This is a genomic window from Gilliamella sp. ESL0254 (assembly GCF_013344985.1).
Classification (GTDB): Bacteria; Pseudomonadota; Gammaproteobacteria; order Enterobacterales; family Orbaceae; genus Gilliamella; species Gilliamella bombicola.
Genome location: NZ_JAAEDU010000001.1, coordinates 1,275,573 through 1,302,263, shown reverse-complemented (window position 1 = coordinate 1,302,263; position 26,691 = coordinate 1,275,573). Strand labels below are relative to the sequence as shown.

The 26,691-nt window shown below is 36.4% G+C and carries 24 protein-coding genes; 7 read left to right on the top strand and 17 right to left on the bottom strand.

All coding sequences use genetic code 11. The features are described 5' to 3' along the window. Window positions 1-93: 93 nt before the first annotated feature. The 14 genes from GYX25_RS11410 to GYX25_RS06030 form a co-directional block, all read right to left on the bottom strand. Window positions 94-3,090: a DNA translocase FtsK 4TM domain-containing protein gene (locus GYX25_RS11410; protein ID WP_174786956.1), complete on the bottom strand. Its 2,997-nt coding sequence runs from the start codon at window positions 3,088-3,090 to the stop codon at window positions 94-96. 112 nt (window positions 3,091-3,202) lie between these two features. Next, on the bottom strand, window positions 3,203-3,727 hold the full coding sequence (locus tag GYX25_RS06090) for a gamma carbonic anhydrase family protein (protein WP_174786955.1): 525 nt from the start codon (window positions 3,725-3,727) through the stop codon (window positions 3,203-3,205). A 5-nt stretch (window positions 3,728-3,732) separates the two neighbouring features. Then, window positions 3,733-4,974, bottom strand: a complete 1,242-nt coding sequence (locus GYX25_RS06085; RefSeq protein ID WP_202983828.1) for a Bcr/CflA family multidrug efflux MFS transporter — start codon at window positions 4,972-4,974, stop codon at window positions 3,733-3,735. Window positions 4,975-5,107: 133 nt separating this feature from the next. Next, window positions 5,108-5,797 carry a 16S rRNA pseudouridine(516) synthase RsuA gene (rsuA, locus tag GYX25_RS06080; RefSeq protein WP_174786954.1) on the bottom strand — a complete coding sequence of 230 codons (690 nt, stop codon included), beginning with the start codon at window positions 5,795-5,797 and terminating at the stop codon, window positions 5,108-5,110. Window positions 5,798-5,818: 21 nt separating this feature from the next. Next, window positions 5,819-6,550, bottom strand: a complete 732-nt coding sequence (locus GYX25_RS06075; RefSeq protein ID WP_174786953.1) for a class I SAM-dependent methyltransferase — start codon at window positions 6,548-6,550, stop codon at window positions 5,819-5,821. Beyond that, window positions 6,537-8,564, bottom strand: a complete 2,028-nt coding sequence (prlC, locus tag GYX25_RS06070) for an oligopeptidase A (RefSeq protein WP_174786952.1) — start codon at window positions 8,562-8,564, stop codon at window positions 6,537-6,539. The genes GYX25_RS06075 and prlC overlap by 14 nt, the downstream gene beginning before the upstream one ends. Before the next feature lie 95 nt (window positions 8,565-8,659). Continuing rightward, window positions 8,660-8,917, bottom strand: a complete 258-nt coding sequence (locus tag GYX25_RS06065; RefSeq protein ID WP_174786951.1) for a BolA family protein — start codon at window positions 8,915-8,917, stop codon at window positions 8,660-8,662. Between the two features lie 104 nt (window positions 8,918-9,021). Beyond that, the gene (locus GYX25_RS06060; RefSeq protein WP_174786950.1) at window positions 9,022-9,294 is read right to left on the bottom strand and encodes an STAS domain-containing protein; all 273 of its coding nucleotides are present in this window, start codon (window positions 9,292-9,294) and stop codon (window positions 9,022-9,024) included. A gap of 6 nt (window positions 9,295-9,300) precedes the next feature. Beyond that, entirely contained in the window at window positions 9,301-9,945 is a 645-nt protein-coding gene (mlaC, locus tag GYX25_RS06055) for a phospholipid-binding protein MlaC (RefSeq protein ID WP_091346313.1), read from the bottom strand. 9 nt (window positions 9,946-9,954) lie between these two features. Then, complete coding sequence (mlaD, locus tag GYX25_RS06050) at window positions 9,955-10,545, bottom strand: outer membrane lipid asymmetry maintenance protein MlaD (RefSeq protein ID WP_174786949.1); 591 nt, start codon at window positions 10,543-10,545, stop codon at window positions 9,955-9,957. Window positions 10,546-10,556: 11 nt separating this feature from the next. Further along, complete coding sequence (mlaE, locus tag GYX25_RS06045) at window positions 10,557-11,336, bottom strand: lipid asymmetry maintenance ABC transporter permease subunit MlaE (RefSeq protein WP_180214338.1); 780 nt, start codon at window positions 11,334-11,336, stop codon at window positions 10,557-10,559. Further along, on the bottom strand, window positions 11,336-12,151 hold the full coding sequence (gene mlaF, locus GYX25_RS06040; protein ID WP_091346306.1) for a phospholipid ABC transporter ATP-binding protein MlaF: 816 nt from the start codon (window positions 12,149-12,151) through the stop codon (window positions 11,336-11,338). The genes mlaE and mlaF overlap by 1 nt, the downstream gene beginning before the upstream one ends. A gap of 184 nt (window positions 12,152-12,335) precedes the next feature. Beyond that, window positions 12,336-12,935 carry a methionine ABC transporter permease gene (locus tag GYX25_RS06035; RefSeq protein WP_446718915.1) on the bottom strand — a complete coding sequence of 200 codons (600 nt, stop codon included), beginning with the start codon at window positions 12,933-12,935 and terminating at the stop codon, window positions 12,336-12,338. A 100-nt stretch (window positions 12,936-13,035) separates the two neighbouring features. Continuing rightward, the gene (locus tag GYX25_RS06030; protein WP_174786947.1) at window positions 13,036-14,079 is read right to left on the bottom strand and encodes a methionine ABC transporter ATP-binding protein; all 1,044 of its coding nucleotides are present in this window, start codon (window positions 14,077-14,079) and stop codon (window positions 13,036-13,038) included. A gap of 271 nt (window positions 14,080-14,350) precedes the next feature. On the opposite strand from GYX25_RS06030, the gene GYX25_RS06025 reads away from it, so the two are divergent. Then, on the top strand, window positions 14,351-15,199 hold the full coding sequence (locus GYX25_RS06025) for a MetQ/NlpA family ABC transporter substrate-binding protein (RefSeq protein ID WP_091346300.1): 849 nt from the start codon (window positions 14,351-14,353) through the stop codon (window positions 15,197-15,199). Window positions 15,200-15,234: 35 nt separating this feature from the next. On the opposite strand, the gene GYX25_RS06020 is transcribed toward GYX25_RS06025, so the two are convergent. Further along, window positions 15,235-15,564 carry a rhodanese-like domain-containing protein gene (locus GYX25_RS06020; protein WP_091346299.1) on the bottom strand — a complete coding sequence of 110 codons (330 nt, stop codon included), beginning with the start codon at window positions 15,562-15,564 and terminating at the stop codon, window positions 15,235-15,237. A 129-nt stretch (window positions 15,565-15,693) separates the two neighbouring features. Then, complete coding sequence (gene pepN, locus GYX25_RS06015; RefSeq protein ID WP_174786946.1) at window positions 15,694-18,327, bottom strand: aminopeptidase N; 2,634 nt, start codon at window positions 18,325-18,327, stop codon at window positions 15,694-15,696. Between the two features lie 157 nt (window positions 18,328-18,484). On the opposite strand from pepN, the gene pncB reads away from it, so the two are divergent. From pncB to mdtH, 6 genes are all read left to right on the top strand, one after another. Then, window positions 18,485-19,678 carry a nicotinate phosphoribosyltransferase gene (gene pncB / locus GYX25_RS06010; RefSeq protein WP_091346295.1) on the top strand — a complete coding sequence of 398 codons (1,194 nt, stop codon included), beginning with the start codon at window positions 18,485-18,487 and terminating at the stop codon, window positions 19,676-19,678. A gap of 161 nt (window positions 19,679-19,839) precedes the next feature. Then, on the top strand, window positions 19,840-21,243 hold the full coding sequence (gene asnS / locus GYX25_RS06005; protein WP_091346293.1) for an asparagine--tRNA ligase: 1,404 nt from the start codon (window positions 19,840-19,842) through the stop codon (window positions 21,241-21,243). A gap of 290 nt (window positions 21,244-21,533) precedes the next feature. After that, on the top strand, window positions 21,534-22,682 hold the full coding sequence (locus GYX25_RS06000) for a porin (protein ID WP_174786945.1): 1,149 nt from the start codon (window positions 21,534-21,536) through the stop codon (window positions 22,680-22,682). Between the two features lie 302 nt (window positions 22,683-22,984). Next, window positions 22,985-24,127: a porin gene (locus GYX25_RS05995; RefSeq protein WP_091346289.1), complete on the top strand. Its 1,143-nt coding sequence runs from the start codon at window positions 22,985-22,987 to the stop codon at window positions 24,125-24,127. A gap of 135 nt (window positions 24,128-24,262) precedes the next feature. After that, window positions 24,263-24,721 (top strand): methylglyoxal synthase, encoded by a 459-nt coding sequence (locus GYX25_RS05990; RefSeq protein WP_091346288.1) that lies wholly within the window; start codon window positions 24,263-24,265, stop codon window positions 24,719-24,721. Continuing rightward, window positions 24,722-25,933 carry a multidrug efflux MFS transporter MdtH gene (mdtH, locus tag GYX25_RS05985; RefSeq protein ID WP_174786944.1) on the top strand — a complete coding sequence of 404 codons (1,212 nt, stop codon included), beginning with the start codon at window positions 24,722-24,724 and terminating at the stop codon, window positions 25,931-25,933. On the opposite strand, the gene GYX25_RS05980 is transcribed toward mdtH, so the two are convergent. Further along, window positions 25,911-26,690, bottom strand: coding sequence for a class II glutamine amidotransferase (locus tag GYX25_RS05980; protein WP_174786943.1), 780 nt, complete (start codon window positions 26,688-26,690; stop codon window positions 25,911-25,913). The genes mdtH and GYX25_RS05980 overlap by 23 nt on opposite strands. Window position 26,691 lies beyond the last annotated feature (1 nt).

Sequence of the window (26,691 nt, the reverse complement as noted above, 5' to 3'; positions counted from 1 at the left end):
GTTACCTATTGGCGATGATAGTTATTCTGTTGTGCGCTGTAATGGCGTAATAAACCAATCCATTGTTTTAAATGGCTTGGTTTATTATAAGGATTAATAATCACTGTGTGTTGATACCGCAAGTACTTCCCGATTACCGTTGTGGCTTGGGGCGCTAATAATGCCTTCTACTTCCATTTGTTCTACAATGCGGGCAGCTCGGTTATAGCCAATTCTAAATTTGCGTTGTACGCTAGAAATTGACGCTCTTCGTGTTTCAATAACAAAAGCGACAACTTGGTCGAATAATGGATCGAGCTCTTCGCCTAACGTATCTGCGTTACCGTTTTCACTTTCGTCGGTTGCTACAGTGACATTTTCGATATATTTTGGTGTGCCACGTGCTTTCCAATCTTGTACAACGGCGTGCACTTCTTCATCACGGACAAAGGCACCGTGAACGCGAATTGGAATGGAACTATTAGGGGCTAAATAAAGCATATCCCCCATACCAAGTAGTGATTCAGCGCCCATTTGATCTAAAATGGTACGCGAGTCAATTTTACTTGATACTGTAAAGGCAATGCGTGTTGGAATATTTGCTTTGATTAAGCCGGTAATGACATCAACTGACGGGCGCTGTGTCGCTAATACCAAGTGAATACCAGCCGCCCGTGCTTTTTGAGCAAGGCGTGCAATTAACTCTTCTACTTTCTTGCCAACAGCCATAATAAGATCGGCAAACTCATCAACCATAACTACAATGTATGGTAATTTTTCTAGTGTTGGCATGTTAAGATCCATGCTATCGGTTGGTTTCCATAGCGGATCGGGAATAGGCCTGCCCATTTGTTCTGCCAGTTTGATTTTTTCGTTATAACCGGCAATATTACGGACACCTAACGCCGACATGAGTCGATAGCGTCGTTCCATTTCGTTAACACACCAATTAAGCGCATTGGCGGCATCTTTCATATCGGTTACTACTTGGGTTAATAAGTGTGGTATCCCTTCGTAAATAGATAATTCAAGCATTTTCGGGTCAATCATTATAAACCTGACATCTTCAGGTTGCGATTTATATAAAATACTTAAAATCATTGCATTAACGCCGACTGATTTACCTGAACCTGTCGTACCGGCAACTAATAAATGTGGCATCTTCGCCAAATCAGCAACCACCGATTGTCCAGAGATATCTTTCCCTAATACTATCGTTAGCGGTGATGGCGCATCTTTAAATTGAGGACTATCTAAGACCTCCCTAAAGTAGACCGTTTGGCGATTTTTATTAGGTAATTCGATGCCAACATAAGGTTTACCCGGAATGACTTCGACTACACGTACTGATGGCATGGATAGTGAACGGGCTAAATCACGGTCTAGCGTTGAAATTCGTGCGGCTTTAATACCCGGTGCCAGTTCAATTTCAAAACGAGTAATTACAGGTCCCGGTAAATAATCAACCACTTTAGCTTTTACGCGGTAATCCGACAAACTTTTTTCAATTAGTTCAGACATGGCATTTAAAGCAGCATGATCAACTTCGATTCGCGCTGTCGGTGGCGCGGTTAACAAGTTTAGCGATGGCAAAGGTGTAGTTGGTTTAGGTAATGGTTTATCATTTCGTCGTAATAATGGATGAATTAAACTTTCTTCGTCGCTTTCGTTGGAATGGTAGTGTTGTACATCTTCAACACGATCTTCTTCAGGATAGATGTCGTCAATGATTGGATTGGCTTTTTTTAGCGCTTCGGTATCAATATATTCCAGTTGTTTGGCTTCTGATTCTGCTTTTACTTCTGTGTCAGTTTCTGTATCTGCTGTGTCTGCTATGCTAACAATATTTGCTTGGTCAGTATTAACCTCTGGTTCTTGGATAAATGGTTGCTTAGATTCAATTATTTCAACCTTTGCAACGTCTATAGCTGGTTCAATGTGTGTTTGTTCATGAGTGAATTTAATTTCAGGCTCATTATGTACCGAAGTAAATAAGGGTTTACTTGGAGCATCAGAAATAGTGTATTTGTCTGGCTCTTCAAAAGACAATTTTTCTGCTGATTTTTGCGTTTGTATTACCTGTTTTATTTGCTCCATTGATGAAGACAATGCTTGCTCTTGATCGGGTGTGGCTTTGTCCGCATTTATGTTTTGAATAATCGATTCAAGGCGCGATAGAATTTCGTCTGGGTCAAGTTCTTTCCTAGGCGGGTTGTCAATTGTTTGTGAGGTTGTACTTGACGGTGGTAATTGGGCATCTTCGCGCGGTGATCCGATTAATTCAGCAGTAGTTTTGATTAAAATTTCTTCATTGTCAGTCAATGCCGTAGTATTTGAAGACTGCTCTTGGAAGGTTTCATTGCTCGGGATTGCGGTTGATGTTTGAATGATATGGGAATTATCATTTTTTGTTTCAAACGGTATGGTAAATTGAGGTGATTTTGTCTCCTCATCAGACTCTATTATTGGTTTTTCATGGTGTGAGTCAGGTTGTTCATAGTTATTTGTCGGGCGAGATTTAATTAACCATCTAATCGGTAATAGTAGAAGCATGACAAAAGCACCTAATTTTTCGATTAGATTGAGCCATGATAATCCAGTTAATAACGTGACACAGGCTAGGCAAGTTCCAAGAAGAATGAATGATAAAGCAACGTTATTTATAATGGGTAAAAGGCTTTCGATGACTATCGCACCCAAATAACCACCAGCTTCAAACTGTTCAGAATCACGAATATTTAAAGCAAAAAATCCTGTAGCACTAAATATAAACGCTAAAACTCCAATAATCCGAAATGAAAGACTAAAGTAGTTAATAGGCTCATTAGCATGCTTGTAAAAATAGACAATTGACTGTAAACAAATAAAAATAACAATGAAAGGTAGGCTATAAGCGATAAAACCTAAAAATTGAAAAAGAATATCGCAGGTATATGCGCCAATATAACCGCCAAAATTACTAATAGGATCGTGCCAAGCAGTACGAGACCAACCAGGATCAGACGGATCGTAACTGTACTGTGATAAAAATAAACAAACAGCTAACCCGATTATTGTAAATAGAATAAATTGAGTTGTAATTTGTTTTCTTGTAATTTTGGGCTTTTTCAAACACGTACCTAAACATTGTCGCTATTAAAATTGTGGGCATTTTATCATAAATTGCACTCTCTCAAAGAGCGAATAAAAGATAAAACCGCATTTATTATTATCAATAGTGTCGTTATGGATTAACTGGGGTTAGATTTTGGTTAAATCGTTTTCCATTTTGTACATAATGTTGTGCATTTTTTATATTGCCGTTGATTTCTGCTTCGGTCAATTTGCGGATAATTTTCGCTGGTGATCCCATAATTAGACATCCTTCTTCATAAGGGAGTGAATGGGTAACTAGTGAGTTAGCCCCTACTAAGCAGTTTTTTGCGATTTTGGCGTTATTGAGAATTGTACTGCCCATGCCAATTAACACATTATCTTCAATCGTACAGCTATGAAGAATGACGTTGTGACCGATAGTGACGTTTTCGCCAACAATGCAAGGGATGTCGGTTTCAAGGTGTATTGTGCAGTTATCTTGTACGTTACTATTTTTTCCAATGCTGATCGGTGCAATATCACCCCGTAAAACAGCATTAAACCAGATAGAGACACCTTCTTGTAAAACAACATCACCAATAATATCGGCAGATTTTGCGATAAAACAATTTTGATGAATTTGTGGATGTAAATTACCTAGTTGATAAATCATTACTATTACCTTTTGATGTTTTTGATCCTTAAAAATAATCCAACAGAAAGGAAATTACATAACACCATAGAGCCAACCATTAGCCATTCTGTTGTATTGTCGATCGTTATAGTTGCAGCAGTATGCGTTGAGACTAATATTGATAATAATATACCCATTGCCCCTGCAACGGCAAATCGAATCGTACCGGCAAGAGAAGATGCCGTGCCTGCAATATGGGGGTAAAAGTCTAAAATGATTGCCATGCTATTGCCACCAATGGTTGACATACAACCGATATAACCAGCAACACAAGCAACAAGATAGGCAAACCCCAAATTAAAGAACGTGACGATCATCAGTCCTATTGCCATAATAAATTGGAGCGACAGGCCTAAGCGCATCATTTTAATAGAGCCAACATGTTTTACAAAACGGCTATTTAATGTATTCATTAGGACCATAACTATGATATTGAAAGCAAAGTAGTAACCAAAATTAATTGATGCAACACCGTGCAGGTTCATATAAACAAAAGGCCCTAAGCTTAAAAATGAAAACAATCCCGCACCAGAAAATGCACCTATCATCATATAAATTAATACTTGTTTATGGCGGAATAGCGTAATGAAATTATTTAAAATGCGAATTAAGCTAAATTTATCACGTTTTGTTTTTGCTAGTGTTTCCGGAATAAAGGTGATGACTAGACCAAAGCAGGTTAAAGCAATTAGGCTTATAGTGTAGAAATTGGCTTGCCAATTGAACCAATATAAAATAAATCCACCAATAATTGGCGCTAATAAAGGGGCAACATTAGATATTAGCATCACAAACGACATCATTTTAGAAAATTCATCACGATCACGATAAATATCTTTCATTAGCGCATTTATTACAATTGTTGTTGCTGCTGCCGCAATGCCATGAAAAAAGCGAGCTGTGATTAATTGATTAATATTGACTGCAATACCACAGCTTAACGCTGCAACTATAAAAATAATTAGACCAAAAATTAATACGTTACGTCGTCCATAACTGTCTGTGAGTGGTCCAAATAAAAGTTGACCAACAGAAAATCCTAATAAATAGCAGCTAATTGTTAGCTGTACAGCCGAATCAGCTACATTAAAATCACGAGCAATAGTTGGCATACTTGGTAAATACATGTCTATGGATAAAGGCATTAACATAGAGAGTAATCCAAGAATAAAAATAAGTGCTTGTTTAGATATTTTAAGATTAACTAAAGTATTTTGGGTTGGCACGTCGTACTTCCTTCAAATTTTATTCAAAATGCACATAACAAAATGCGCGACAATCAATGACACAAAATTATTTAAAAAATCTTTAATTATCTAAATGAAAAGTTGTGGTTTAGATCTCTGTAAATTGTACGTATCAATTAAACGAGTCGATTTCATCTTGTGTAAGTGGTCGATATTCCCCTTCAGGTATATCTAGGATTACTTTGCCTATCTGTTTGCGATGCAACGCAACAACATGATTATTGACCGCTGCAAACATGCGTTTAACTTGATGATATCGACCTTCACTAATGGTTAATTCAGCATGAAAATCATCAATAATATGTAATTTAGCGGGTTTAGTGAGTGATTTCTCACTTTTTAATTGAATGCCATTTTTAAATATATCAATCAGTTCAATGCCTAATGGTTGTTCAACCGTGACGGCATAGACTTTTTCACAATGATGCTTGGGTGATGTAATTCGGTGTGACCATTTTCCATCATCGGTCAGCAATACCAGTCCTGTCGTATCAAGATCAAGCCTGCCAGCTGCATGTAATTTTTCAGGTATCGGCTCATCAATAAAATAAAGAATAGTGGGATGGTCAGGATCATCGGTTGAACAAACATAGCCTTGAGGCTTATTGAGCATGAAATAGCGTTGGCTGGTAACTTGTTCGATTTGATAACCATCATAATGAACAATCTGTTTTGGCGATAATTGATAAGCGCCTGATTTTATAATCTCACCATCGACAGTCACTTTTTTAGCTTTGAGTTCTTTGGTGACAATCGTGCGACTGGCACCTAAATGATGAGCAAGAAATTTATCTAATCGCATAATTTAAAACGTGTTCCTCTATTACTTTAAAGGTGTATATATATCAAAACGGTGATTTTTTGTTTTAATTTCGGCCGTCGGTTTTTGATTGGCTAAAAACGGTGCATAATCTGGTCTTTTTACTACCACTCGTTTTTTTGCTAATTTTCTTGCTGGTTCTAATAAACTATCAGCATCATTATCACTACCAACTAGTTGTTGGAAAATGCGCATCTCTTTTTTGACAAGTGCACTTTTTTGACGATGTGGAAACATGGGGTCGAGATAAATCACATCGGGTTTATCTGGGTAAGTACTTAATCCCTCAATGCTTGAATGATAAATTAAACGTAAATGCTGCTCAAGCCAACTACCAATATGGGGATCTTGATAGGCACGCTGTAAACCATCTTCTAATAATGCAGCAACGACAGGGTGCCGCTCAAACATAGTGACATGACAACCGATAGATGCTAAAACAAAGGCATCTCGACCAAGCCCTGCTGTGATATCAACAACGGTAGGTAAATACTCACCTTTTACCCCGACTGCTTTAGCAATTGCTTCACCACGACCACCACCAAATTGACGACGATGAGCCATTGTTCCTGAAACGAAATTAACACATATCGAACCTAATTTGGGTTCGTCTGTCTTTTGTAACTCAAGTTGATTGTTTTGGGTAACCAGAGTGAACGGTAGATCGGCATTTGCCGATAACCACTGCTCAGCTAATAATTTTAGCTGAGCTAAGTTAGGACTAGTGGATGCCATAATGTCGAAGTAATGCTTCAAGTTGAGGTTCGCGACCTCGGAAGTTTTTAAATAGTGTCATTGGTTCATCGCTACCGCCTTGCGATAAGATGTTATCAAGAAAGGCATTTCCCGTTTTAGCGTTGAAAATGCCTTCTTCTTCAAAACGTGAAAATGCATCAGCAGATAATACTTCTGCCCATAAATAGCTGTAATAACCAGCAGCATAACCTCCCGCAAAAATATGACTAAATGCATGTGGGAATCGACCCCATTCAACGGTAGGCACAACGGCGACTTGCTGTCTTACTTCGGCTAATGTGTTTAAAATATCAGGATCTTTTTGTGTATGTAATTTAAAGTCAAATAGACCAAATTCCAATTGGCGTAAAATAAATAGCGCGGCTTGGTAGTTTTTAGCATCTAGCATTTTTTCTAACATTTCTGCTGGCAGTGGTTCGCCAGTTTGATAATGTCCTGATATAAATGCAAGCGCTTCGGGTTGCCAACACCAGTTTTCTAAGAATTGACTAGGTAATTCAACCGCATCCCAAGGTACACCATTAATACCTGCGACAGATGAAGTATCAATTTCGGTTAACATGTGGTGTAAACCATGACCAAACTCATGAAATAGGGTGGTGACTTCATCGTGCGTAAATAGCGCTGGTTTGTCGCCAACCGGGCGATTAAAGTTACAGGTTAAATAGGCAACCGGTTTTTGTACATGTCCGTCAGCAAAACGCATACGACCAATACAATCATCCATCCAAGCGCCACCACGCTTGTGCTCGCGTGCATATAAATCAAGATAGAAGCTACCTTTTAATTCACCGTTAGCGGCAAACAGATCATAAAATTTTACTTCAGGATCCCAAACTTCAACGCCTTGTCGCTCTTTGGCTGTAATACCAAAGATGCGGTGTACTACCTCAAATAAACCACTAATTACTCTTTGCTGTGGAAAATAAGGACGCAACTCTTCATCGTTAATACTGTATAAATATTGCTTTTGTTTTTCACTATAATAAGCCACATCCCATGGCTTGATATCACTAGCACCAAAAAACTCATAAGCATAACGTTTAAGTTCAGCTAGCTCTTTTTCGCCTTGAGGTTTAGCTTTAGTTGCTAAATCATTTAAAAATTCGATGACTTGCGAGGTAGATTCAGCCATTTTTGTTGCAAGTGATTTATCAGCATAAGTATTGAAGCCTAGTAATTGTGCAAGTTCATGACGTAGCATTAAGATTTGTTTAATGATCTCTGTATTATCCCACTTACCAGCATGAGGGCCTTGATCTGATGCACGAGTCGTATAGGCTTGATAAAGTTCAAATCGTAAATCACGGTTATCACAATAAGTCATAACAGGAAGGTAACTTGGCATATCTAAAGTCAGTAACCAACCCTCTTCGCCTTTTATTTTTGCTTGTTCTTTAGCTGCAGCAAGCGCACTTTCAGGCATGCCAGAGAGTTCTTTGATATCAGTAATTAATTTTGACCACCCCATGGTCGCATCAAGTACATTATTGCTATATTTTGAGGATAATTCTGATAATTTTGCGACAATTTCACCGTAGCGTTTTTGTTTATCATCAGGTAAGCCAATTCCAGATAATTCAAAATCACGTAATGCATTATCAATAACTTTTTTCTGTGCTTTGCTTAACGTCGCATATTGTTCGCTTTCTTTGAGTTGTTTATAGGCTTGATATAAAGGTTTATGTTGTCCAACCCATGTGCTGTATTCAGATAATAATGGCAGACAAGCTTCATAAGCTTCACGTAATTCAGGGCTATTTTTAACTGAATTAAGATGGCTAACTGGCGACCAAGCTCGACCAAATTTTTCGTCCACTTCATCAATTGGTTGGATTAAGTTATCCCAAGTGTATTGGCTATTTTGTTTTAGTACTGTTTCAATTGTATTTCTGCAGTTTTTTAGAGTTTCTTGTATAGCAGGTAAAACATGCTCGGGTTTAATTTTTGAAAAAAGTGGTAATGGTGCATCTGTTAATAATGGATTAGTCATGTAGCGATACCTTTATACACATGGGTTGTCTATTGATAGAATATAATATGGTGGCAAATTCAGTTAATTCAAGAGAATGTTATACTTGGGAAGCATTATAATCCCATCAATTTGCGTTCGCGTTGCCATTCAGTAGGGGTATAAGTTTTTATAGAAAGAGCATGAATACGGTTGTCATGGATGAATTCTGCCAAAGGGGTATAAATTGCTTGTTGTTTTTTTACGCGACTTAAATCGGCAAATAATTCACCGACAGCAATAACTTGAAAATGGCTACCATCGTCGGTTAGGACATGTACGTCATCAAGTTCAAGCGAACTTTTTAATTTATCTATAATTTCTTGTTTATTCATTAGTAATACTCATCATTAATATAAATGTAAGGACTATTTTTTGTTAACTCTGTGTTGTAGTATCGTTTTTTAGCTCAGTGTCTCAGTACAAAACCTAATCTATTTTAAACGTTGATTACAGGTTGTAAATCATACAAGGTAATGAGCGTTTGCAATTGAGGGTTAATACCTTTGAGTTTGACATGATATTTATTGCAAAAATAAATTAACGTCGCGAGCCCTGAAGAGTCAACCCGAGTAAGTTGCTCTACATCAATGCATTTTATACCATTTAAAATAGAGTCTTGTGTTGACCATAAGTCGTTTAAGGAGTGAACATCAAGTTCACCCTGTAAACATAATATATCTTGTTGTTGTTCTGTTTTGATTCGCGACATTATCGACTAACCTTTTTGTTTAGCATTTGGATCAATATTGCGATTTGAAAGTTCAGTTAATTGTTTGGTTAATGCATCAATACCATCTTGACGTAAAATAGTTGACCACTCATTTTGTTTTGTGGTGATCATGCTTACACCTTCAGCAACTAAATCATAAGCTTTCCATTCGCCTGTGATAGAGTTTTTACGCCATTGAAAATCAATACGCAATGGTTGTTGATTTTTATCCGGTTGATTTAATAAAACACGAATAGAAATAAGTGTTTTGCCAGTTAAATCTTTAGGCGATTCAACTTGATAGGTTTGACCATTATACATAGATAATGCTTGAGCGAAAGCTTGTACAAGGTAGTTTTCAAAAGCTTCAAAATAAGCCGTGCGTTGTGCCTCTGTTGCACTTTTATAATAATTACCTAAAATCAATGCGCCAGCATATTTTACTTGCACATAAGGTAACAGATCTGATTTTACAATCTCTTTGAGTTTGTTAGGATTTGATTTTAATGCTGCGGATTGTGCATTCATAGTGCTAAAAATCTTATCAGCAGCAACTTGCATTTCTTTATAGGGATCGTTTTCAGCAAAGGCTGTAGAACTAAACAATAAAGCTAATACTAAAAAAATGGTTGTTTTAAATTTGTTTAACATGCTAACTCCTTAGTTTTCAGTTGTATCTTCTTTTTTATCTTTGTTGGCTTTGTCTTTATCTGATGAGCCTCCTATACTGTAAAGGAATTTACCAATCAGATCTTCTAAAACGAGAGCAGGTGTGGTGTTTTGCACAACAAAACCTTCAAGTAAGTATGGTGGAGTTTTATTTTTTTCTGCTTTAGCTACAATAGCTGGATCAACGCCTGATGCGTCAATACTAAATTCTGTTTCTCTATCAACGCCTATATTGATATCAATAAACTGTTCTCCAAGTATTCCAGATGTCTTAATTGCAAGTGAACTTGAACTTGGAATTTTATTATATTGTGCATCAATATCCATGGCTACATAAGGTTTGTATTGATTGCCATTTGACGAATTTAGCGAAATATTACTGACGCGACCAATGACTACCCCACCAATTTTAATAGGAGAACGTGCTTTTAATCCCCCAATATTCTCAAATACAGCATAAACTCGATAGGAATTATGGCTTGCAAATGATGTTGGATCGGTTACTTTAAAACATAAAAATAGCACTGAACAAATGACCAGTACCATAAATAATCCTACTGTAATTTCGATTTTACGACTCATGTTTAATGACCTCAATGACTAAACATTAATGCGGTTAAAATAAAATCTAACCCCAAAATAACTAATGATGAATAGACAACAGTGCTTGTTGTTGCTCGACTAATTCCTTCTGATGTTGGTACACAATCGTAACCATTAAAAAGTGCAATCCAAGTGCTAGCGATGGCAAATGCAAAGCTTTTGACAAAACAGTTTCCTAAATCATGCCACCAATCAACATTGCTTTGAATAGATGACCAAAAAAAGCCCGCATCAATACCTTTCCAATCAACACCAACAAGCGAGCCACCTAAAATGCCAACGGTGACAAAAATTGCAGTTAAAAACGGCATACTAAAAAATCCAGCCCAAAAACGCGGAGCGATAATACGCCGTAGTGGATCAATTGCCATCATCTCCATACTTGATAACTGTTCAGTTGCTTTCATTAAACCGATTTCGGCTGTTAAAGCAGAGCCTGCACGGCCAGCAAACAGTAGACCTGCGACAACAGGCCCTAATTCGCGAAGTAGGGCTAGAGCAACCATCATTCCAATGCTTGCTTCGGCTCCAAAAGTAGTTAGAATAAAATAACCTTGCAGAGCCAGAACCATGCCTATAAAAAGACCAGAGACAATAATAATGGTCAGTGATTGTACTCCAACAAAATAAAATTGCTTAATGAGTAATGGAAATTGTTTGTTAAATTGTGGCCTACCAATTAATGCCCCAAACAGCATAACACCGGAACGGCCAATCATCGCAATGATATTGATAAACCATTGCCCTAATTTTGCCAGTAAATTCAACATTATTTTATACCTCTGCTTAGGTCTAATCGGTAATCATCAGCAGGATAATGAAAAGGGACTGGTCCATCAGCCAAACCGTCAAGGAACTGTTTAACCCGTGAATCGTCATTATCACGCAATTGCTGCGGTGTACCACCTGCAATAATATGTTGTTCAGCTACAATATAAGCATAGTCTGCAATACTGAGTACTTCGCTCACATCATGACTTACAACAATGCAAGTTAATCCTAATGATTGGTTAATTTCAGATATCAGTTTAACAATCACGCCCATTGAGATAGGATCTTGCCCAGCAAACGGTTCGTCAAACATGATTAAATCGGGATCCAGCGCTATAGCTCTAGCTAAAGCGGCGCGTCTTGCCATACCACCAGATAATTCAGAAGGCATCATTTGAGCTGCGCCACGTAAGCCAACCGCTTGTAATTTCATTAGCACTAAATTGTGCAATATAGGTTCAGGTAAGTTTAGGTGTTCGCGTAATGGATAAGCCACATTGTCAAATACCGTCAGATCAGTAAATAAGGCTCCTGATTGAAATAACATGCTCATGCGTTTACGTACTTCATACAATCTTGAACGCGACATGCTTGGTATATCTTCACCATCGAATAAAATTTTTCCTGATTGCGGTTTTAATTGACCACCAATCAGACGTAATAAGGTGGTTTTACCAATGCCAGATGGCCCCATAATTGCCGTGACTTTTCCTTTTGGGACATTCAGACTCATATTTTTATAAATAGGTCTTGTTCCACGATAAAAAGACATATCATGAATTTCAACCAAATTTTTCTGTAATGTGTTTGTCACAGTGATTTCCTACACTACTGATCTAAAATTGGAGCTATTTTACTTGATAATTGAGAATAAAGGAAATGTATTAAAGTTATTGTTTTATACTAAAATGCTAATAATTGATATAAAATGCACATCACATTCAATAATGAATCAGAGCAAAAAAGGCAAAATGTATTTTGCCTTTTAGTGTTATGTATTATTCGTGCCTGACTTTTCGTGCTAGATAGTTTCCAAAACTTTGAATAAATTGTATAACAATAACCAAAATTACCACGCAAATAATAGTGACGGCCGTATCAAAACGTTGATAACCGTACGAAATAGCCAAATCACCAATCCCTCCAGCGCCAATTGCACCAGCCATTGCCGTTGCACCAATTAAGCCAATGGTGGCTGTTGTTATGGTTAAAATTAACGAGCTGAAGGCTTCAGGTAACATAAAATGCCAAATAATTTGTAATGTTGTTGCACCCATGGATTGCGCAGCTTCAATAATACCATTATCAAGTTCAAGTAAGGAGTTTTCAACTAATCGGGCTATATAAGGTGCAACATAAATGGTTAAAGGCACAATAGCGGCTAGTGTGCCAAATGAACTACCAACGATCAGTTTAGTTAGTGGATGAATGGCGACAAGTAATATAATAAAAGGAAGCGATCTTAGTGTGTTGATGATTGGATTTAATATCCGATAAATCAGTGGGTTTTCTAATAACCCTGTCGGTCTTGTTGTGACTAAACAGATACCAAGCGGAATACCTAATAATACCCCAACACTTAAGGAGAAAAAGACCATAATAAAGGTATCATAAAATGCCTGAATAAATTGCTCTGTTGTGACTGTCGTTGTAAAGTAAGAGGCTAAATAATGAATAATGGTATTGAATTGTTCCATTTTAGTTGCTCTCCCAATGGTTAATTTCGGTGACTTGTACACCATGCTGACACAGATAATTCACTGAATCATTAATATGATTATCATTTCCTTTTAATTGCACAAACATGCTGCCTAGCACGGTATTTTGAATCTCGGACATATGGGCAAATAAAATATTGACGATGACCTTTTGTTGCAGTATTAGCTTATTTACTACGGGCTCTGATGCTGAACTACCCAAAAATTCAAGTTTGAATAATCGAATATTGTCTTTTGTTTTTTCTAGCGCGAGCAAGTTTTTGACCACTCCATCAGGGATTTGATCATTAATCACGGTACTTACAAAATTTTGTGTTGTTTGGTGTTTGGGATGACCAAAAACATCAAGTACATTGCCATGTTCAATGATTTCTCCTTTTTCCATGACGGCTACTTTATGACAAATTTGCTCAATAACATGCATTTCATGAGTGATTAATACGACTGTTATTTGATATCTTTCGTTAATTTTTTTGATTAAATCTAGAATGTCTTGAGTTGTTTGTGGGTCAAGTGCAGAGGTGGCTTCATCACATAATAAGATATCAGGGTTATTTGCTAAAGCACGAGCAATACCAATCCGTTGTTTTTGCCCACCTGATAGCTCTTTAGGATAACTATTGGCTTTTTCACTTAATCCAACAAAAGCTAAAAGTTCATGAACTCTTTTTTGTATAGTTTGTTTTTTTTCTTTAAGTAAAATTAGCGGTATGGCTATATTTTCAAATACAGTTTTTGATTCTAATAAATTAAAATGCTGAAAAATCATACCAATTTTTCGTCTTACTTGCCGTAATTCACTATTTGATAATTGGTTGAGAACTTGATTTTGGATAATGACATTACCTTTTGTCGGTTTTTCAAGAAAGTTAATTAACCGAACTAATGTGCTTTTACCCGCGCCACTATAACCAATGATACCGTAAATATCGCCTTTACGAATGGTTAAATTAATATTGTTTAATGCTTGTGTGGTGATGCCATTTCGCTCATATTGTTTAAAAACATTTTCAAATCTAATCATTATTTGTAACCCATTTATTTTGTTTGAGTTGAATATTTGGATAAATAATTAACCAAAGGCATTATCATGATATGGTGAATTTTAAATTTGGGATTATTATTCAACGATGTAATTTATGTTTATTTAACGGTAACATAGGTTAGTTTTCTGCCCTAATAATCGTTTTTTATATCTTATTCCTTAAAGTTATAAGATAGAATCACTTGGAATAAATGAACCGCTTTTTTTGTGCTACAGTGTTTTATGTTTGCAACTTATAGGGGTATTTTTTATGAAAACATTTTTTACTGAACACAAATTTTTTAGGTATATTGCCTTCGCATTGGTGGTTAGCTCAATAAGTTTGATTACGGCTTGCGATAAATCATCAAACCAAGCTAATAATCAAACTAAAAAAGAGATCAGTATGGGAGTATCGCCAGGGCCTTATAATGATTTGTTTAATGATGCTGTTAAGCCAATACTTGAATCCGAAGGTTATAAAGTTAAACTAGTTAGTTTTCCACATTTGCTTGAATCGGATATCGCTCTAACTGAGGGTAGTATCGATTTAACCGTTGCACAGCATACAGCTTATATGGACGTATTTAATGCACAACGTAAGGCACATTTAAAGTCGGTTGTTCATGTGCCATCGGTGCCTGCTGCAGTATTTTCGAATAAATATACCTCATTAAAGCAAGTTTTTTCGGGGGCTAAAGTGGCTATTCCGCAAGATGCTTCTAATGCAGCTCGCTCATATAATTTATTAGAAAAGGCAGGATGGATAAAATTAAAGGAAAACACTAACCCTATTATTGTGAGTAAAAATGATATAGCTGAGAATATCGCAGGTATTGAAATCATTGAAATGGATTCGGCTAACATTCCTCGTGTATTAGATGAGTTAGATTTTGCGGTAATCCCAGGTAGTATCGTTTATTCTGCCAATATAGATTCAAATAAAGCACTTCTTTCAGAAACTATCATTCCAGACTTAGAGATTATGGTGGTAGTTAATGAGGGAAACGAAAATAGCCAATGGGCACAAGATATTAAACGCATTTATCAGTCCCAACAGTTTAAGGATTATATGAAAACACATAATCAAAATGGTTATTGGGTAATGCCTAAAGAATAAACGAGAAAAAATAAAGCCCGTTGATAACGGGCATTTTAATATCTTGGCATTTGTTGATCAATTATGCATGCCCAAGCATCAATTCCCCCTGTAAGGTTGTAAAGGTAATCGGTATCAAAACCATTTTCAGCTAAATAGTTAGCGACATTAAGGCTTCTTATGCCGTGATGACAATAAATAATAATATCGATTTCATCAGGGATTTTGTCTAAATACAAGGGAATTAGGTTCATTGGAATATGCGTTGCACCATTAATGTTGCAAATAGCGACCTCGTTAGCTTCGCGTACATCAAGTAAGAAAATATTATCAGACTGGTTTAGTTTTTGTGCCAGTTCTGTTGGTGTGATTTCTTTTATTGTCATTATTTAAGACTCATGAGAATAATTATCAAAAAATTTTAGCTAGAGATGTTTTTTAGTATCAAGCTTCAATTTTTCATTTATGTATTATCATCCTGTAAGAATATTACAGGATGATAATATTTTTGCTATTTATGCTTCTAATGCTTTGCTAATTTTTTCAAATAAATCTTTAGATAAATTGTCAATTTTTAACAAATCTTCAAGTGCTTTTCGCATCTGTTGTTGACGTTTTTCGTCATAACGTTTTAATCGAATCAGCGGATCGATGAGTCTTGCGGCAACTTGCGGATTTTTTTGGTTTAACTCAGTGAGGATTTCAACTAAGAATTGATAACCACTACCATCTTTAGCATGAAATGCCACAGGGTTATTATTTACAAAGGCACCAATTAATGCACGGATGCGATTTGGGTTACTGAGCGTAAATGAGCGGTGAGTTAATAATTTTTTCACTGTAGCAAGGACATTTTTATCTGGGCTTGTTGCGTTCAATGCTAACCATTTGTCCATAACAAGTCCATCTTGATGCCATTTATCATCAAAGTTTACTAATAGCTCTGTTCGACAATCAAGTTCAGCTTTTACCGCTACATTCAAGGCGGCTAAACAATCAGTCATATTATTGGCTTGATGATATTGTTGGCTCACTAATGTATTGGCGCGCGAATTGTCATCAGCATAAGCTAATAAAGTTAAACAGCAGTTTTTAAGTGATCGTTTAGCAATATCATTATGTTTAATTTGATATTGTGAAGTGTTATTGTGGTGATAAACGGCTAATAATTCATCATAAAGTTCGTTTGCAAATTGAGTTAGTAAAAATAGACGGACTTCATGAATAGCGATTGGATCAACCACAGTAAATAAATTAGCTAATTCGTTTTCAGATGGCAAGGTCAAGATCTGCGCAATAAGGAAAGGATCAGTATTTTCTGATAACAATACAGCTCTAAATGCATCTAATACTGAATCAGGTAGTGTTAACTTTTGATTTTCTTGATGATTTTTTACATTTAAACGAACATATTTTGCCAATAGCATTTGCGCTGCATCGTAGCGGCTAAATGCGTTAGTCGCGTGTTGCATTAGGAAAATGAGATCATTATCTTGATAATCATAAGTTAACTTAACGGGGGCTGAAAAATCACGTAATAATGAAATGATCGGCTTTTCAGTTACCTTATCAAAGATAAATTGTTGTGTGCTTTGCGTTAAATTTAAAACATGGTGAATAGCTTTGCCTTGGTATTGCAGTGTAATGACTTCGCCGTTAGGTTGATATAATTCAATATCAAGCGGAATATGTAATGCCTGTTTTTGATTTTGATCTTGTGTCGGTGGTGTATATTGTTCCACTATTAAAGTATATTGTTGATTTGTTGCATCGTACTTATCAGTAACGGTTAGTTCCGGTGTACCTGATTGACTATACCATAATTTAAACTGAGTTAAATCGATGCCAGAGGCATCTTGCATGGCAGCAACAAAATCATCACATGTTGCGGCACTACCATCATGGCGTTTGAAATAGAGTTTCATGCCTGCTTGGAATTTATCTTCACCTAACAAGGTATGCATCATACGAATAACTTCAGCGCCTTTTTCGTATACGGTTACTGTATAAAAGTTATTCATTTCAATGACTTGTTCTGGGCGAATAGGGTGAGACATTGGGCTGGCATCTTCGGCAAATTGAACGGTACGCAAAAGTTTTACATCTTCAATCCGTTTGACTGCACGAGATCCCATATCGGCGCTAAATTCCTGATCACGGAATACTGTTAACCCTTCTTTTAAACTGAGTTGGAACCAGTCACGACAGGTGACCCTATTACCTGTCCAGTTGTGAAAATATTCATGACCAATTACCCCTTCAATACCTAGGTAGTCATCATCTGTTGCTGTTTGTGGTTTGGCAAGCACATATTTTGAATTAAAGATATTTAATCCTTTGTTTTCCATTGCTCCCATATTGAAAAAATCGACTGCAACGATCATAAAAATATCTAAATCATATTCAAGTCCAAAACGTGTTTCGTCCCAACGCATGGCATTTTTTAAGCTTGTCATTGCCCAGTGAGAACGATCTAAATTACCTTTATCAACATAAATTTCTAAATCAACTTTACGTTTGGATTGCGTGATAAACTGATCTTTTAAAATATCAAAATCACCAGCAACTAAGGCAAATAAGTAGGCAGGTTTAGGAAAAGGATCTTGCCATTGTACCCAATGACGTCCATCAGCAAGTTCACCTTGCGCGATGCGATTACCATTCGAAAGTAGGTAAGGATAGCGTTGTTTATTCGCAGTAATGCGTGTCGAAAAACGTGCAAGTACATCGGGTCTGTCAAGATAATAGGTGATATGTCGGAATCCTTCCGCTTCACATTGCGTACAAAGCGCTTCGCCTGATACGTATAATCCTTCAAGTGCGGTATTATTAATTGGTTTGATTTCGTTAACAATCGTTAAAGTAAACTCGGTAGGCACGTTGTGAATAATTAGTCCTGTTTTTGTGATTTGATAATCATGCCATGGTTGCTCGTCGATATTAATGGAGATCAATTTAAGGTCTTCGCCATCTAAAATTAAATCGCTCGCTTGCTGGTTTTTTTGAACGACGCGGCTACGGGCTGTTACTGTTGTTATTTCGGGCGCTAAATCAAAATCAAGATCAATGTCGGTAATAGTAAAATTAGGCGCTTTATAATCAAGACGTTTTTTTGCAATAGGTTGCGCTTCAGGTGTTTTTGTATTCATGTTGTTATGACCTTTTGGTTTGGACTCAATTTATACGTTGTGCTAGTGAATATTATAGCCGATTAAAAACAATCTTATTACATAATTAATCTATATCTTCATTATTATTCTGCTATAATCTTCGGAATTTTCTTTAAAGTAATAGCATTAAATTTACATGTTACCAGCAATCATTACATCAATATTAGATACTGATGCTTATAAGTTGCATATGCAGCAGGCTGTATTTCATCGCTATCCTGAAGCAACCGTGGTTGCTCAGTTTCGTTGTCGTAGTGATGATTTACTTGGGCAATATGCAGATCAAATAATACATCAAGTGAAATTAATGGAATCATTAGCTTTGTCTGATGATGAATTTAACTATTTATCAAATATTTCCTTTTTTAAATCTGACTATTTAAATTGGCTTAAAAAATGGCGTTTCAATAGTAATTTGCTTACTATAAAAAATGAAGATGGGGTGCTTTCCATTACCATTAAAGGAAAATGGTTAGATGTCATTTTATGGGAAGTGCCATTACTTGCTATTATCAGTGAGATTGTCCATAAAGATCGTTCGCCAAATATTGGCGTTCCTGAAGCATTGGCAAGGCTAAAAGATAAATTAGCGTTGTTTAATGAGAAAACAGCTAATATGGATATGTCGGGTTTTAATTTAATGGATTTTGGTACTCGTAGGCGTTATTCGTTTGCGGTGCAAGAGGCTGTTGTTAGTTATTTGAAAACGCATTTTAATAACTTTCACAGTACTAGCAATTATTTACTTGCCTATCGTTTAGGACTTACTCCAGTTGGAACTCAAGCACATGAGTGGTTTCAAGCTCATCAGCGTTTAAGCTATAGTCTTCAGGATTGTCAAACAAATGCGCTTCAGGTTTGGTTAGATGAATATCCTCATGACTTGGGAGTGGCATTGACCGATTGTATTACAATGGATGCGTTTTTACGTGATTTTGACCTGCACTTTGCGTCTCACTATCAAGGGCTTCGTCATGATTCGGGTGATTCAATTGAGTGGGGAGAAAAGGCGATTGCGCATTACCAGCAGTTAGGCATTGATCCTAAAACAAAGTTATTGGTATTTTCAGACAGTTTGAATTTTGATAAGGCACTTAATATTTATCAACATTTTAATCATCGCGTAAAATTATCTTTTGGCGTAGGTGGTTTTTTGGCTTGCGATATTCCTTCTAAAGAAGCGAATACTAAAGCATTGAATATTGTACTTAAATTAACGGAATGCAATAATCAATCTGTTGCAAAACTATCAGATAGTCCAGGGAAAACAATATCTCAAGATTTAGATTTTATTGATGAATTAAAACGAACTTTTAGTGTTAAAATTTGATAATAATTAATATTTAACCTATCGTTCATATTAGAAAATAGAGATCAGTAATCAAGATTTTATTATTTAAGAATTCCATTTTGCTATGGAATAACCGTTAGAATAGATCTGTATTACTTTAAAGATTACTTAAACAATTAATGTAGAGATGGATAATTAAAATGACTTCAGTTGCACCTATTGTTGATGTGTTACAAGGCAAAATTGCTGTTGGTAGCACAATTTCTGTTCAAGGTTGGGTAAGAACTCGGCGTGATTCTAAAGCCGGCATTTCATTTTTAGCCGTTTATGATGGCTCTTGCTTTGATCCAATTCAGGCGGTTATTGAAAATAATTTACCTAATTATGAACAAGAGATCTTACGTTTAACGGCTGGTTGTTCGGTTAAAGTCACTGGTAAAGTGGTAGAATCACCAGGTCAAGGTCAGAAATATGAATTACAAGCAACACAAGTTGAAGTATATGGCTTTGTTGATGATCCTGAAACTTACCCAATGGCAGCTAAACGTCATTCTATTGAATACTTGCGAGAAGTGGCTCATTTAAGAGCAAGAACCAATATTGTTGGTGCGATAACTCGTGTACGCCATACGCTAGCACAAGCTATTCACCAATTTTTTGACGAACGCGGTTTTTATTGGTTATCAACACCTATTATTACTGCATCAGATACCGAAGGAGCGGGCGAAATGTTCCGTGTTTCGACACTGGATATGTTAAATTTGCCTAAATCGGATAGTGGTAAGGTCGATTTCGATAAAGACTTTTTTGGTAAAGAAGCATTTTTAACTGTTTCTGGGCAATTAAATGCCGAAACTTATGCTTGTGCACTTTCTAAAGTTTATACTTTTGGTCCAACATTTAGAGCTGAAAACTCAAATACAACTCGTCATTTAGCTGAGTTTTGGATGATGGAGCCTGAAGTGGCGTTTGCTGATCTTAACGACAACGCTAAGCTTGCCGAAGACATGTTGAAATATGTGTTTAAAGCCGTATTGGAAAAACGAGCTGATGATATGCAATTTTTTGCCCAGCATGTTGATAAAGAAGCAATTAAACGTCTTGAAAACTTTATTAATGCTGATTTTGCGCAAGTTGACTACACCGATGCTATAACTATTTTGCAAAACTGTGATGCTCAGTTTGAAAACCCTGTCAGTTGGGGTATCGATTTAGCCTCAGAGCATGAACGTTACTTAGCCGAACAACATTTTAAAGCGCCAGTGGTTGTCAAAAACTATCCTAAAGACATTAAAGCGTTTTATATGCGTATGAATGATGATGGTAAAACAGTTGCAGCAATGGACGTTTTAGCGCCGGGGATTGGTGAAATTATTGGTGGTTCTCAGCGTGAAGAGCGTTTAGATATGTTGGATAAACGTATGGAAGAAATGGGACTGAAAAAAGAAGATTATTGGTGGTATCGAGATTTACGCCGTTATGGTACAGTACCTCACTCTGGATTTGGTCTTGGCTTTGAACGGCTGATTGTTTATGTCACCGGCGTGCAAAATGTACGTGATGTGATCCCATTTCCGAGAACACCGCGTAATGCAAATTTTTAAGCTGATTCAATTTCCCGATCTGATATAGGGTTGGGATTTCCAGTTAACTAATTTTTAGTCTGTATTTGATTAAAAAATCATCAAACAGTCCTGATTTTAGGCTTAGACAGCGGGTTTTATGAAAAGTTCGCTTGATTTTAAAAAAAATTTATACATAATTTACGATACTGTAAAAAGTAAATAAAGATAATAGTAATACTATTATTTTTGGAATGAATGATTTTTAAGCAAAATTGACACTAAACTTATGGGGTGTGTCTTTTTTAGAAAAATAACCATGAGGGTAAAAAATGAAACGTAATCTATTAGCAATCGCTATTCCTGCTCTTTTAGTAGCAGCAGGTGCAAATGCATCTATTGAAGTTTGGAACAAAGATGGTAATAAAGTTGACTTTTATGGCCGAGTAAAAGCAGCTAACAACATCACTGACCGTGGTCAAGATGGTGAAGGTGATGATACTTCAGCTCGTTTAGGTATGTCTGGTCAAACTCAAATCACTGACAGCGTAACTGGTTACGGTCGTTGGGAATATGAAGCGAAAGCAGGTAAAAACTCTAATAACGAAGTTCGTTATGCGTTTGCTGGTTTAAATTTTGGTGATGCAGGTTCATTCGATTATGGTCGTAATGACGGTGTGTTAAAAGCAATCACTGCTTATACTGACGTATTACCACAATTTGGTGGTGATGCAGCAAATAATGCTTGGAATGTGCTTTCAGCTCGTACTAAAGCAGTAGCAACTTACCGTAACAATAATTTCTTCGGTTTAACTGACGATGTTAGTTTTGCAGTACAGTATGCTGATAATGGCGATAATTCTAATAGTGCTGATTCTATTAGAGGTGGTTCACGTGAAGCTTATGGTGCAAATGCTCAATGGCATATCTTTGATACTGGCTTAACTGCTGGTGCTGGTTATGCTCAATCAACTTCAAAAGATCATCGTCACAGCACTTGGACTGGCGGTCTTAAATATGATAACTACAATTTATATTTAGGTGCTAACTATTTCCAAAGCAAATTGAAACGTAGAGTAGATCTTGTAAGCGCAGTAACTGGTGATACTCTGAAGACTCTTGATCAAAAAGTTAGAGGCTTTGAATTAGTTGCTCAATACGGTATTGATTTAGAAGTAGGACGTTTAACTCCATCTATCGCTTATGTTCAACATAAAGTTAAAGTTGACTCTGCTCATTTTGAAGATGACTGGTATTATTACCACTATCGTGGCGTTAATTCACCTTTAGCTAAATACGTATCTGTAGGTGCAACTTACGATCTAAACAAAAACTTCAGTGCAATTGTTGAATACAAATTCAATCTTCTTGATCGTAAAGACATTGGTGCAGCAAATAATACAAAAGTTCAACGTGATCGTCACTTGAATAAACCAGGTACTAAAGATGTGTTAGGTGTTGGTTTAATTTACCAATTCTAATCTCTTAATATCTTATAAAAAGGCACTTAGGTGCCTTTTTTTATTTCTTAAATCTTTTTCACTCTAAAAGCACATTTTATGCTTAAAAAAATTCATATTAAGTATTAAAATATTCGCAAATTCGCAGAAATAATCTAATTAACATTATTAAATAGTGAATGTGTACAATAAAATCTATTTGCTATCTAGTAAAATAGATATCACAGTTATAATATAATTGCTATTTATTAGCTGTTATTTATTAAACCAAGAGCAAAACTATTTGCATCTTTAATAATATAAAACACCTACGAGGGTAAAAAATGAAACGTAATCTATTAGCAATCGCTATTCCTGCACTTTTAATTGCAGGTACAGCAAACGCTTCTATCGAAGTGTGGAATAAAGACGGTAATAAAGTTGACTTTTATGGCCGTGTTTATGCTTTAAACTATATTACTGATCGCAATAACCAAACTGGTGAAGGTGATAAAACCACAGCACGTTTAGGTATGTCAGGTCAAACCCAAGTGACTGATAGTGTTACTGGCTATGGGCGTTGGGAATATGAAGCTAAAACAGGCTCTAATGCTGACAATGAAACGCGTTATGCATTTGCTGGTTTGAACTTTGGTGATTTTGGTTCATTCGACTATGGTCGTAATGACGGTGTGTTAAAAACGTTAACATCTTATACTGACGTATTACCTGAATTTGGTGGTGATGCTTCAGACAATGATCTTTATGCATTAACAGCACGTACAAAAGCGGTTGCTACTTATCGTAATGCTGATTTCTTTGGCTTAGTTAATGGGTTACGTTTTGCGGTTCAATACGCTGATAATGGCGATAATAGCTCAACTAGTCACTTTGATAAACATGCTAGCGACGATAAACGTGATAGTGCTGAAGCATGGGGCTCAGTTGTTGATTGGGATGTGCTTGATACAGGTTTAACTGTTGGTGCTGGTTATGCTCAAACTGGTGGTCATAAAGATGCTAAAGCGTGGTCTGCTGGTATTAAATATGATAATGACAATCTTTATTTAGCAGCATTATATATCCAAGGCAAACAAAAATATGGTTGGGATAATGCATCAACTACTCATAGTGCAAATGATTTAAAAACCAAAGGCTATGAACTTGTTGCACAATATGGTATTGACTTTGAAGTGGGTCGTTTAACCCCATCTGTTGCTTATATCCAACATAAAGTTAAAGATGCATCTAATTATTCAAGTGATGCAGGACTTAAAAGTAATGATTTAGTTAAATATGTTGATGTTGGTTTAACTTATGACTTTAACAAAAACTTACAAGCTATTATCGATTATAAAATCAACTTGTTAGATAAAGATGATATCGGTGCACGCCGTGCTTTATATGAAGATCACTCATTTACCAAATCGCAAATCAATGGCACAACCAAAGATACAGTTGCACTTGGTTTAATTTATCAATTTTAATTGATTATATGTGATTTTTTTAAAAGGCACTTCGGTGCCTTTTTTATTATCTGTTACCAATTAAATACTCCTTGCACTTTAATTGATACTCTGTTAAAAAATCGATAAAGATAATAATAAATTAGGATAACAATAATGCTCTATACCACACGTAGATTATTAGCTAGAAAAAACATTGCATTAGTTGCTCACGATCACTTGAAGGAATCCTTGCTAAATTGGTGTAACAAAAATCGCGAAATACTCTCTCAGCATAACTTATGCGGTACAGGTACGACAGGGACATTAATTAATAAAGAGACGGGTTTAGATATCAATCCAATGCTTAGTGGACCAATGGGGGGGGATCAACAAATTGGTGCATTAATTGCAGAAGGTAAAATTGATATCCTAATCTTTTTTTGGGATCCACTGAATGCAGTACCTCATGATCCCGATGTCAAAGCACTTTTACGGTTATCGACGGTTTGGAATATTCCTGTTGCTACTAATCAAGCAACAGCCAATGCGTTAATTCAGTCTGCTATTTTTACGCAAGAAGTTGATATTGAAATTCCTGATTATCAAAGCTATTTAGCTGACAGAGTTAAATAAATGCCAATACCCTCTCAAATTCGCAAAACAGGGCGACAAATATTACTACTTGATAATTTGTTTATTGTCTTAGGTTTTTATGTCGTTTTCCCACTTGTATCCACCCATTTTGTTAGCCAAGTGGGCTGGAGTGCACTCTTTGTTGGTTTTGCGTTGGGATTTAGGCAATTTGTTCAACAAGGTTTTGGTATTATTGGCGGCGCTATTGCCGACCGATTTGGCGCAAAACCTATGATTGTCGCCGGTATGTTTCTACGTTGTGTTGGTTTTATCTGCATGGCTATTGCAAGTGAGCCTTGGTTATTATTACTTTCTTGCTTACTTTCAGCGTTAGGAGGACTATTATTTGATCCGCCTCGTATGGGACTAACTATTAAGTTTACCCGTCCACATGAGCGAGGTAAGTTCATATCACTGTTAATGATACAAGATAATGCCGGAGCAGTAATAGGTGCTCTTATTGGTGGAATTTTGATTGATTATGACTTCCATTTAGTATGTTGGTGCGGGGCTTTTATTTTTTTCTTATGTGGGATTTTTAATATTTTCTTCCTACCGGCTTACCATATTGCTGTTGGTAAAGTTCCTATTGTGAATGGTATGAAAATGGTTGTGAAAGATAAAAAATTTACACGCTATGTTCTTACATTGACTGGTTATTATGTGCTATGGGTGCAAATTATGTTGATGTTACCTTTAACAATCACAAACGTATCAGGTAGCCCAAGTTATGTAAAATGGATGTATGCCATTCAAGCTAGTATTTCACTCATATTGCTTTATCCATTAGCTCGTTGGAGTGAAAAATATTTCAGATTAGATCAGCGCCTTAAATTTGGTTTATTTTTGATGTCATTTGCTTTTATCATTATTGGGTTTACAACACAATTAACATTATTATTATCACTTATTGCGTTATTCTATTTAGGAGCAATTATTGCAGAACCGGCCCGTGAAACCTTATCAACAGTACTAAGTAATCCTAAGGCGAAAGGTAGTTATATGGGATTTAGTCGTTTAGGGCTTGCTCTCGGTGGATTTATTGGTTATACCGGTGCTGGTTGGTTATATGATATCGCTATACAAATAGGATTTCCTCATCTGCCATGGATAGCGCTGACAACAATTGGTCTATTAACTTTAAGCTATCTGCAATATCAATTTAAAAATGAGCCACCAATGCAGCGTGTTAAAATGAGGAAGATTGGTTAATCTTACCATCTTTAAATAAGATTGCCTCGCCCGTATTGAGCTTATGCCATGTTTCATTTGAAGTTAATGGTAATGTAGAAATAATCGTAACAACGTCATTCGGTGTTGTATGTTGTTGAAAGTCAATTTCGACATCTTCGTCCAGCAATTTTGCTTTGCCAAAAGGCGCTTTACGGGTTATCCAATGTAAATTGGTTGAGCAGTAGGCAAACACATATCGCCCATCAGACAATAGCATATTAAATATACCAAGTTGGCTTAACTGATTGGCACATTGTTTAATAAAATTAAATAGCTCAAGATCATCGACAGGTTTTTGTGAATATTTTTGCTGTAATTGATTAATTAAATAGCAGAAAGCATATTCGCTATCGGTTTCTCCTACAGGTTGAAATAGTCCTGTGTCTAAATTTTGGTAATCTGTTAATTGTCCATTATGAGCAAAAGTCCAGTTTTTACCCCACAATTCACGGGTAAATGGATGGGTATTTTCTAGGGCGACACCGCCACGATTTGCTTGTCGAATATGGGCAATTACGGCTTTAGATTTGATGGGATATTCTTTCACCATTTTAGCAATAGGTGAATAACTGCATGGCTCGGGATCTTTAAATGTACGGCAGCCTTTGCCTTCATAAAATGTAATTCCCCAGCCATCTTTGTGGGGACCTTTGTCCCCACCTCGTTTAATTAGGCTAGTAAAACTAAAGCAGATATCGGTTGGCACATTAGCGCTCATACCCAATAATTCACACATA

Bases quoted from the DNA above. Each gene is read 5' to 3' on its own strand.
- GYX25_RS06090 (WP_174786955.1), bottom strand. From the start codon at position 3,727: ATGATTTATCAACTAGGTAATTTACATCCACAAATTCATCAAAATTGT.
- rsuA (WP_174786954.1), bottom strand. From the start codon at position 5,797: ATGCGATTAGATAAATTTCTTGCTCATCATTTAGGTGCCAGTCGCACG.
- GYX25_RS06075 (WP_174786953.1), bottom strand. From the start codon at position 6,550: ATGGCATCCACTAGTCCTAACTTAGCTCAGCTAAAATTATTAGCTGAG.
- prlC (WP_174786952.1), bottom strand. From the start codon at position 8,564: ATGACTAATCCATTATTAACAGATGCACCATTACCACTTTTTTCAAAA.
- GYX25_RS06065 (WP_174786951.1), bottom strand. From the start codon at position 8,917: ATGAATAAACAAGAAATTATAGATAAATTAAAAAGTTCGCTTGAACTT.
- GYX25_RS06060 (WP_174786950.1), bottom strand. From the start codon at position 9,294: ATGTCGCGAATCAAAACAGAACAACAACAAGATATATTATGTTTACAG.
- mlaC (WP_091346313.1), bottom strand. From the start codon at position 9,945: ATGTTAAACAAATTTAAAACAACCATTTTTTTAGTATTAGCTTTATTG.
- mlaD (WP_174786949.1), bottom strand. From the start codon at position 10,545: ATGAGTCGTAAAATCGAAATTACAGTAGGATTATTTATGGTACTGGTC.
- mlaE (WP_180214338.1), bottom strand. From the start codon at position 11,336: ATGTTGAATTTACTGGCAAAATTAGGGCAATGGTTTATCAATATCATT.
- GYX25_RS06035 (WP_446718915.1), bottom strand. From the start codon at position 12,935: ATGGTCTTTTTCTCCTTAAGTGTTGGGGTATTATTAGGTATTCCGCTT.
- GYX25_RS06030 (WP_174786947.1), bottom strand. From the start codon at position 14,079: ATGATTAGATTTGAAAATGTTTTTAAACAATATGAGCGAAATGGCATC.
- GYX25_RS06025 (WP_091346300.1), top strand. From the start codon at position 14,351: ATGAAAACATTTTTTACTGAACACAAATTTTTTAGGTATATTGCCTTC.
- GYX25_RS06020 (WP_091346299.1), bottom strand. From the start codon at position 15,564: ATGACAATAAAAGAAATCACACCAACAGAACTGGCACAAAAACTAAAC.
- pepN (WP_174786946.1), bottom strand. From the start codon at position 18,327: ATGAATACAAAAACACCTGAAGCGCAACCTATTGCAAAAAAACGTCTT.
- pncB (WP_091346295.1), top strand. From the start codon at position 18,485: ATGTTACCAGCAATCATTACATCAATATTAGATACTGATGCTTATAAG.
- asnS (WP_091346293.1), top strand. From the start codon at position 19,840: ATGACTTCAGTTGCACCTATTGTTGATGTGTTACAAGGCAAAATTGCT.
- GYX25_RS06000 (WP_174786945.1), top strand. From the start codon at position 21,534: ATGAAACGTAATCTATTAGCAATCGCTATTCCTGCTCTTTTAGTAGCA.
- GYX25_RS05995 (WP_091346289.1), top strand. From the start codon at position 22,985: ATGAAACGTAATCTATTAGCAATCGCTATTCCTGCACTTTTAATTGCA.
- GYX25_RS05990 (WP_091346288.1), top strand. From the start codon at position 24,263: ATGCTCTATACCACACGTAGATTATTAGCTAGAAAAAACATTGCATTA.
- mdtH (WP_174786944.1), top strand. From the start codon at position 24,722: ATGCCAATACCCTCTCAAATTCGCAAAACAGGGCGACAAATATTACTA.
- GYX25_RS05980 (WP_174786943.1), bottom strand. From the start codon at position 26,690: ATGTGTGAATTATTGGGTATGAGCGCTAATGTGCCAACCGATATCTGC.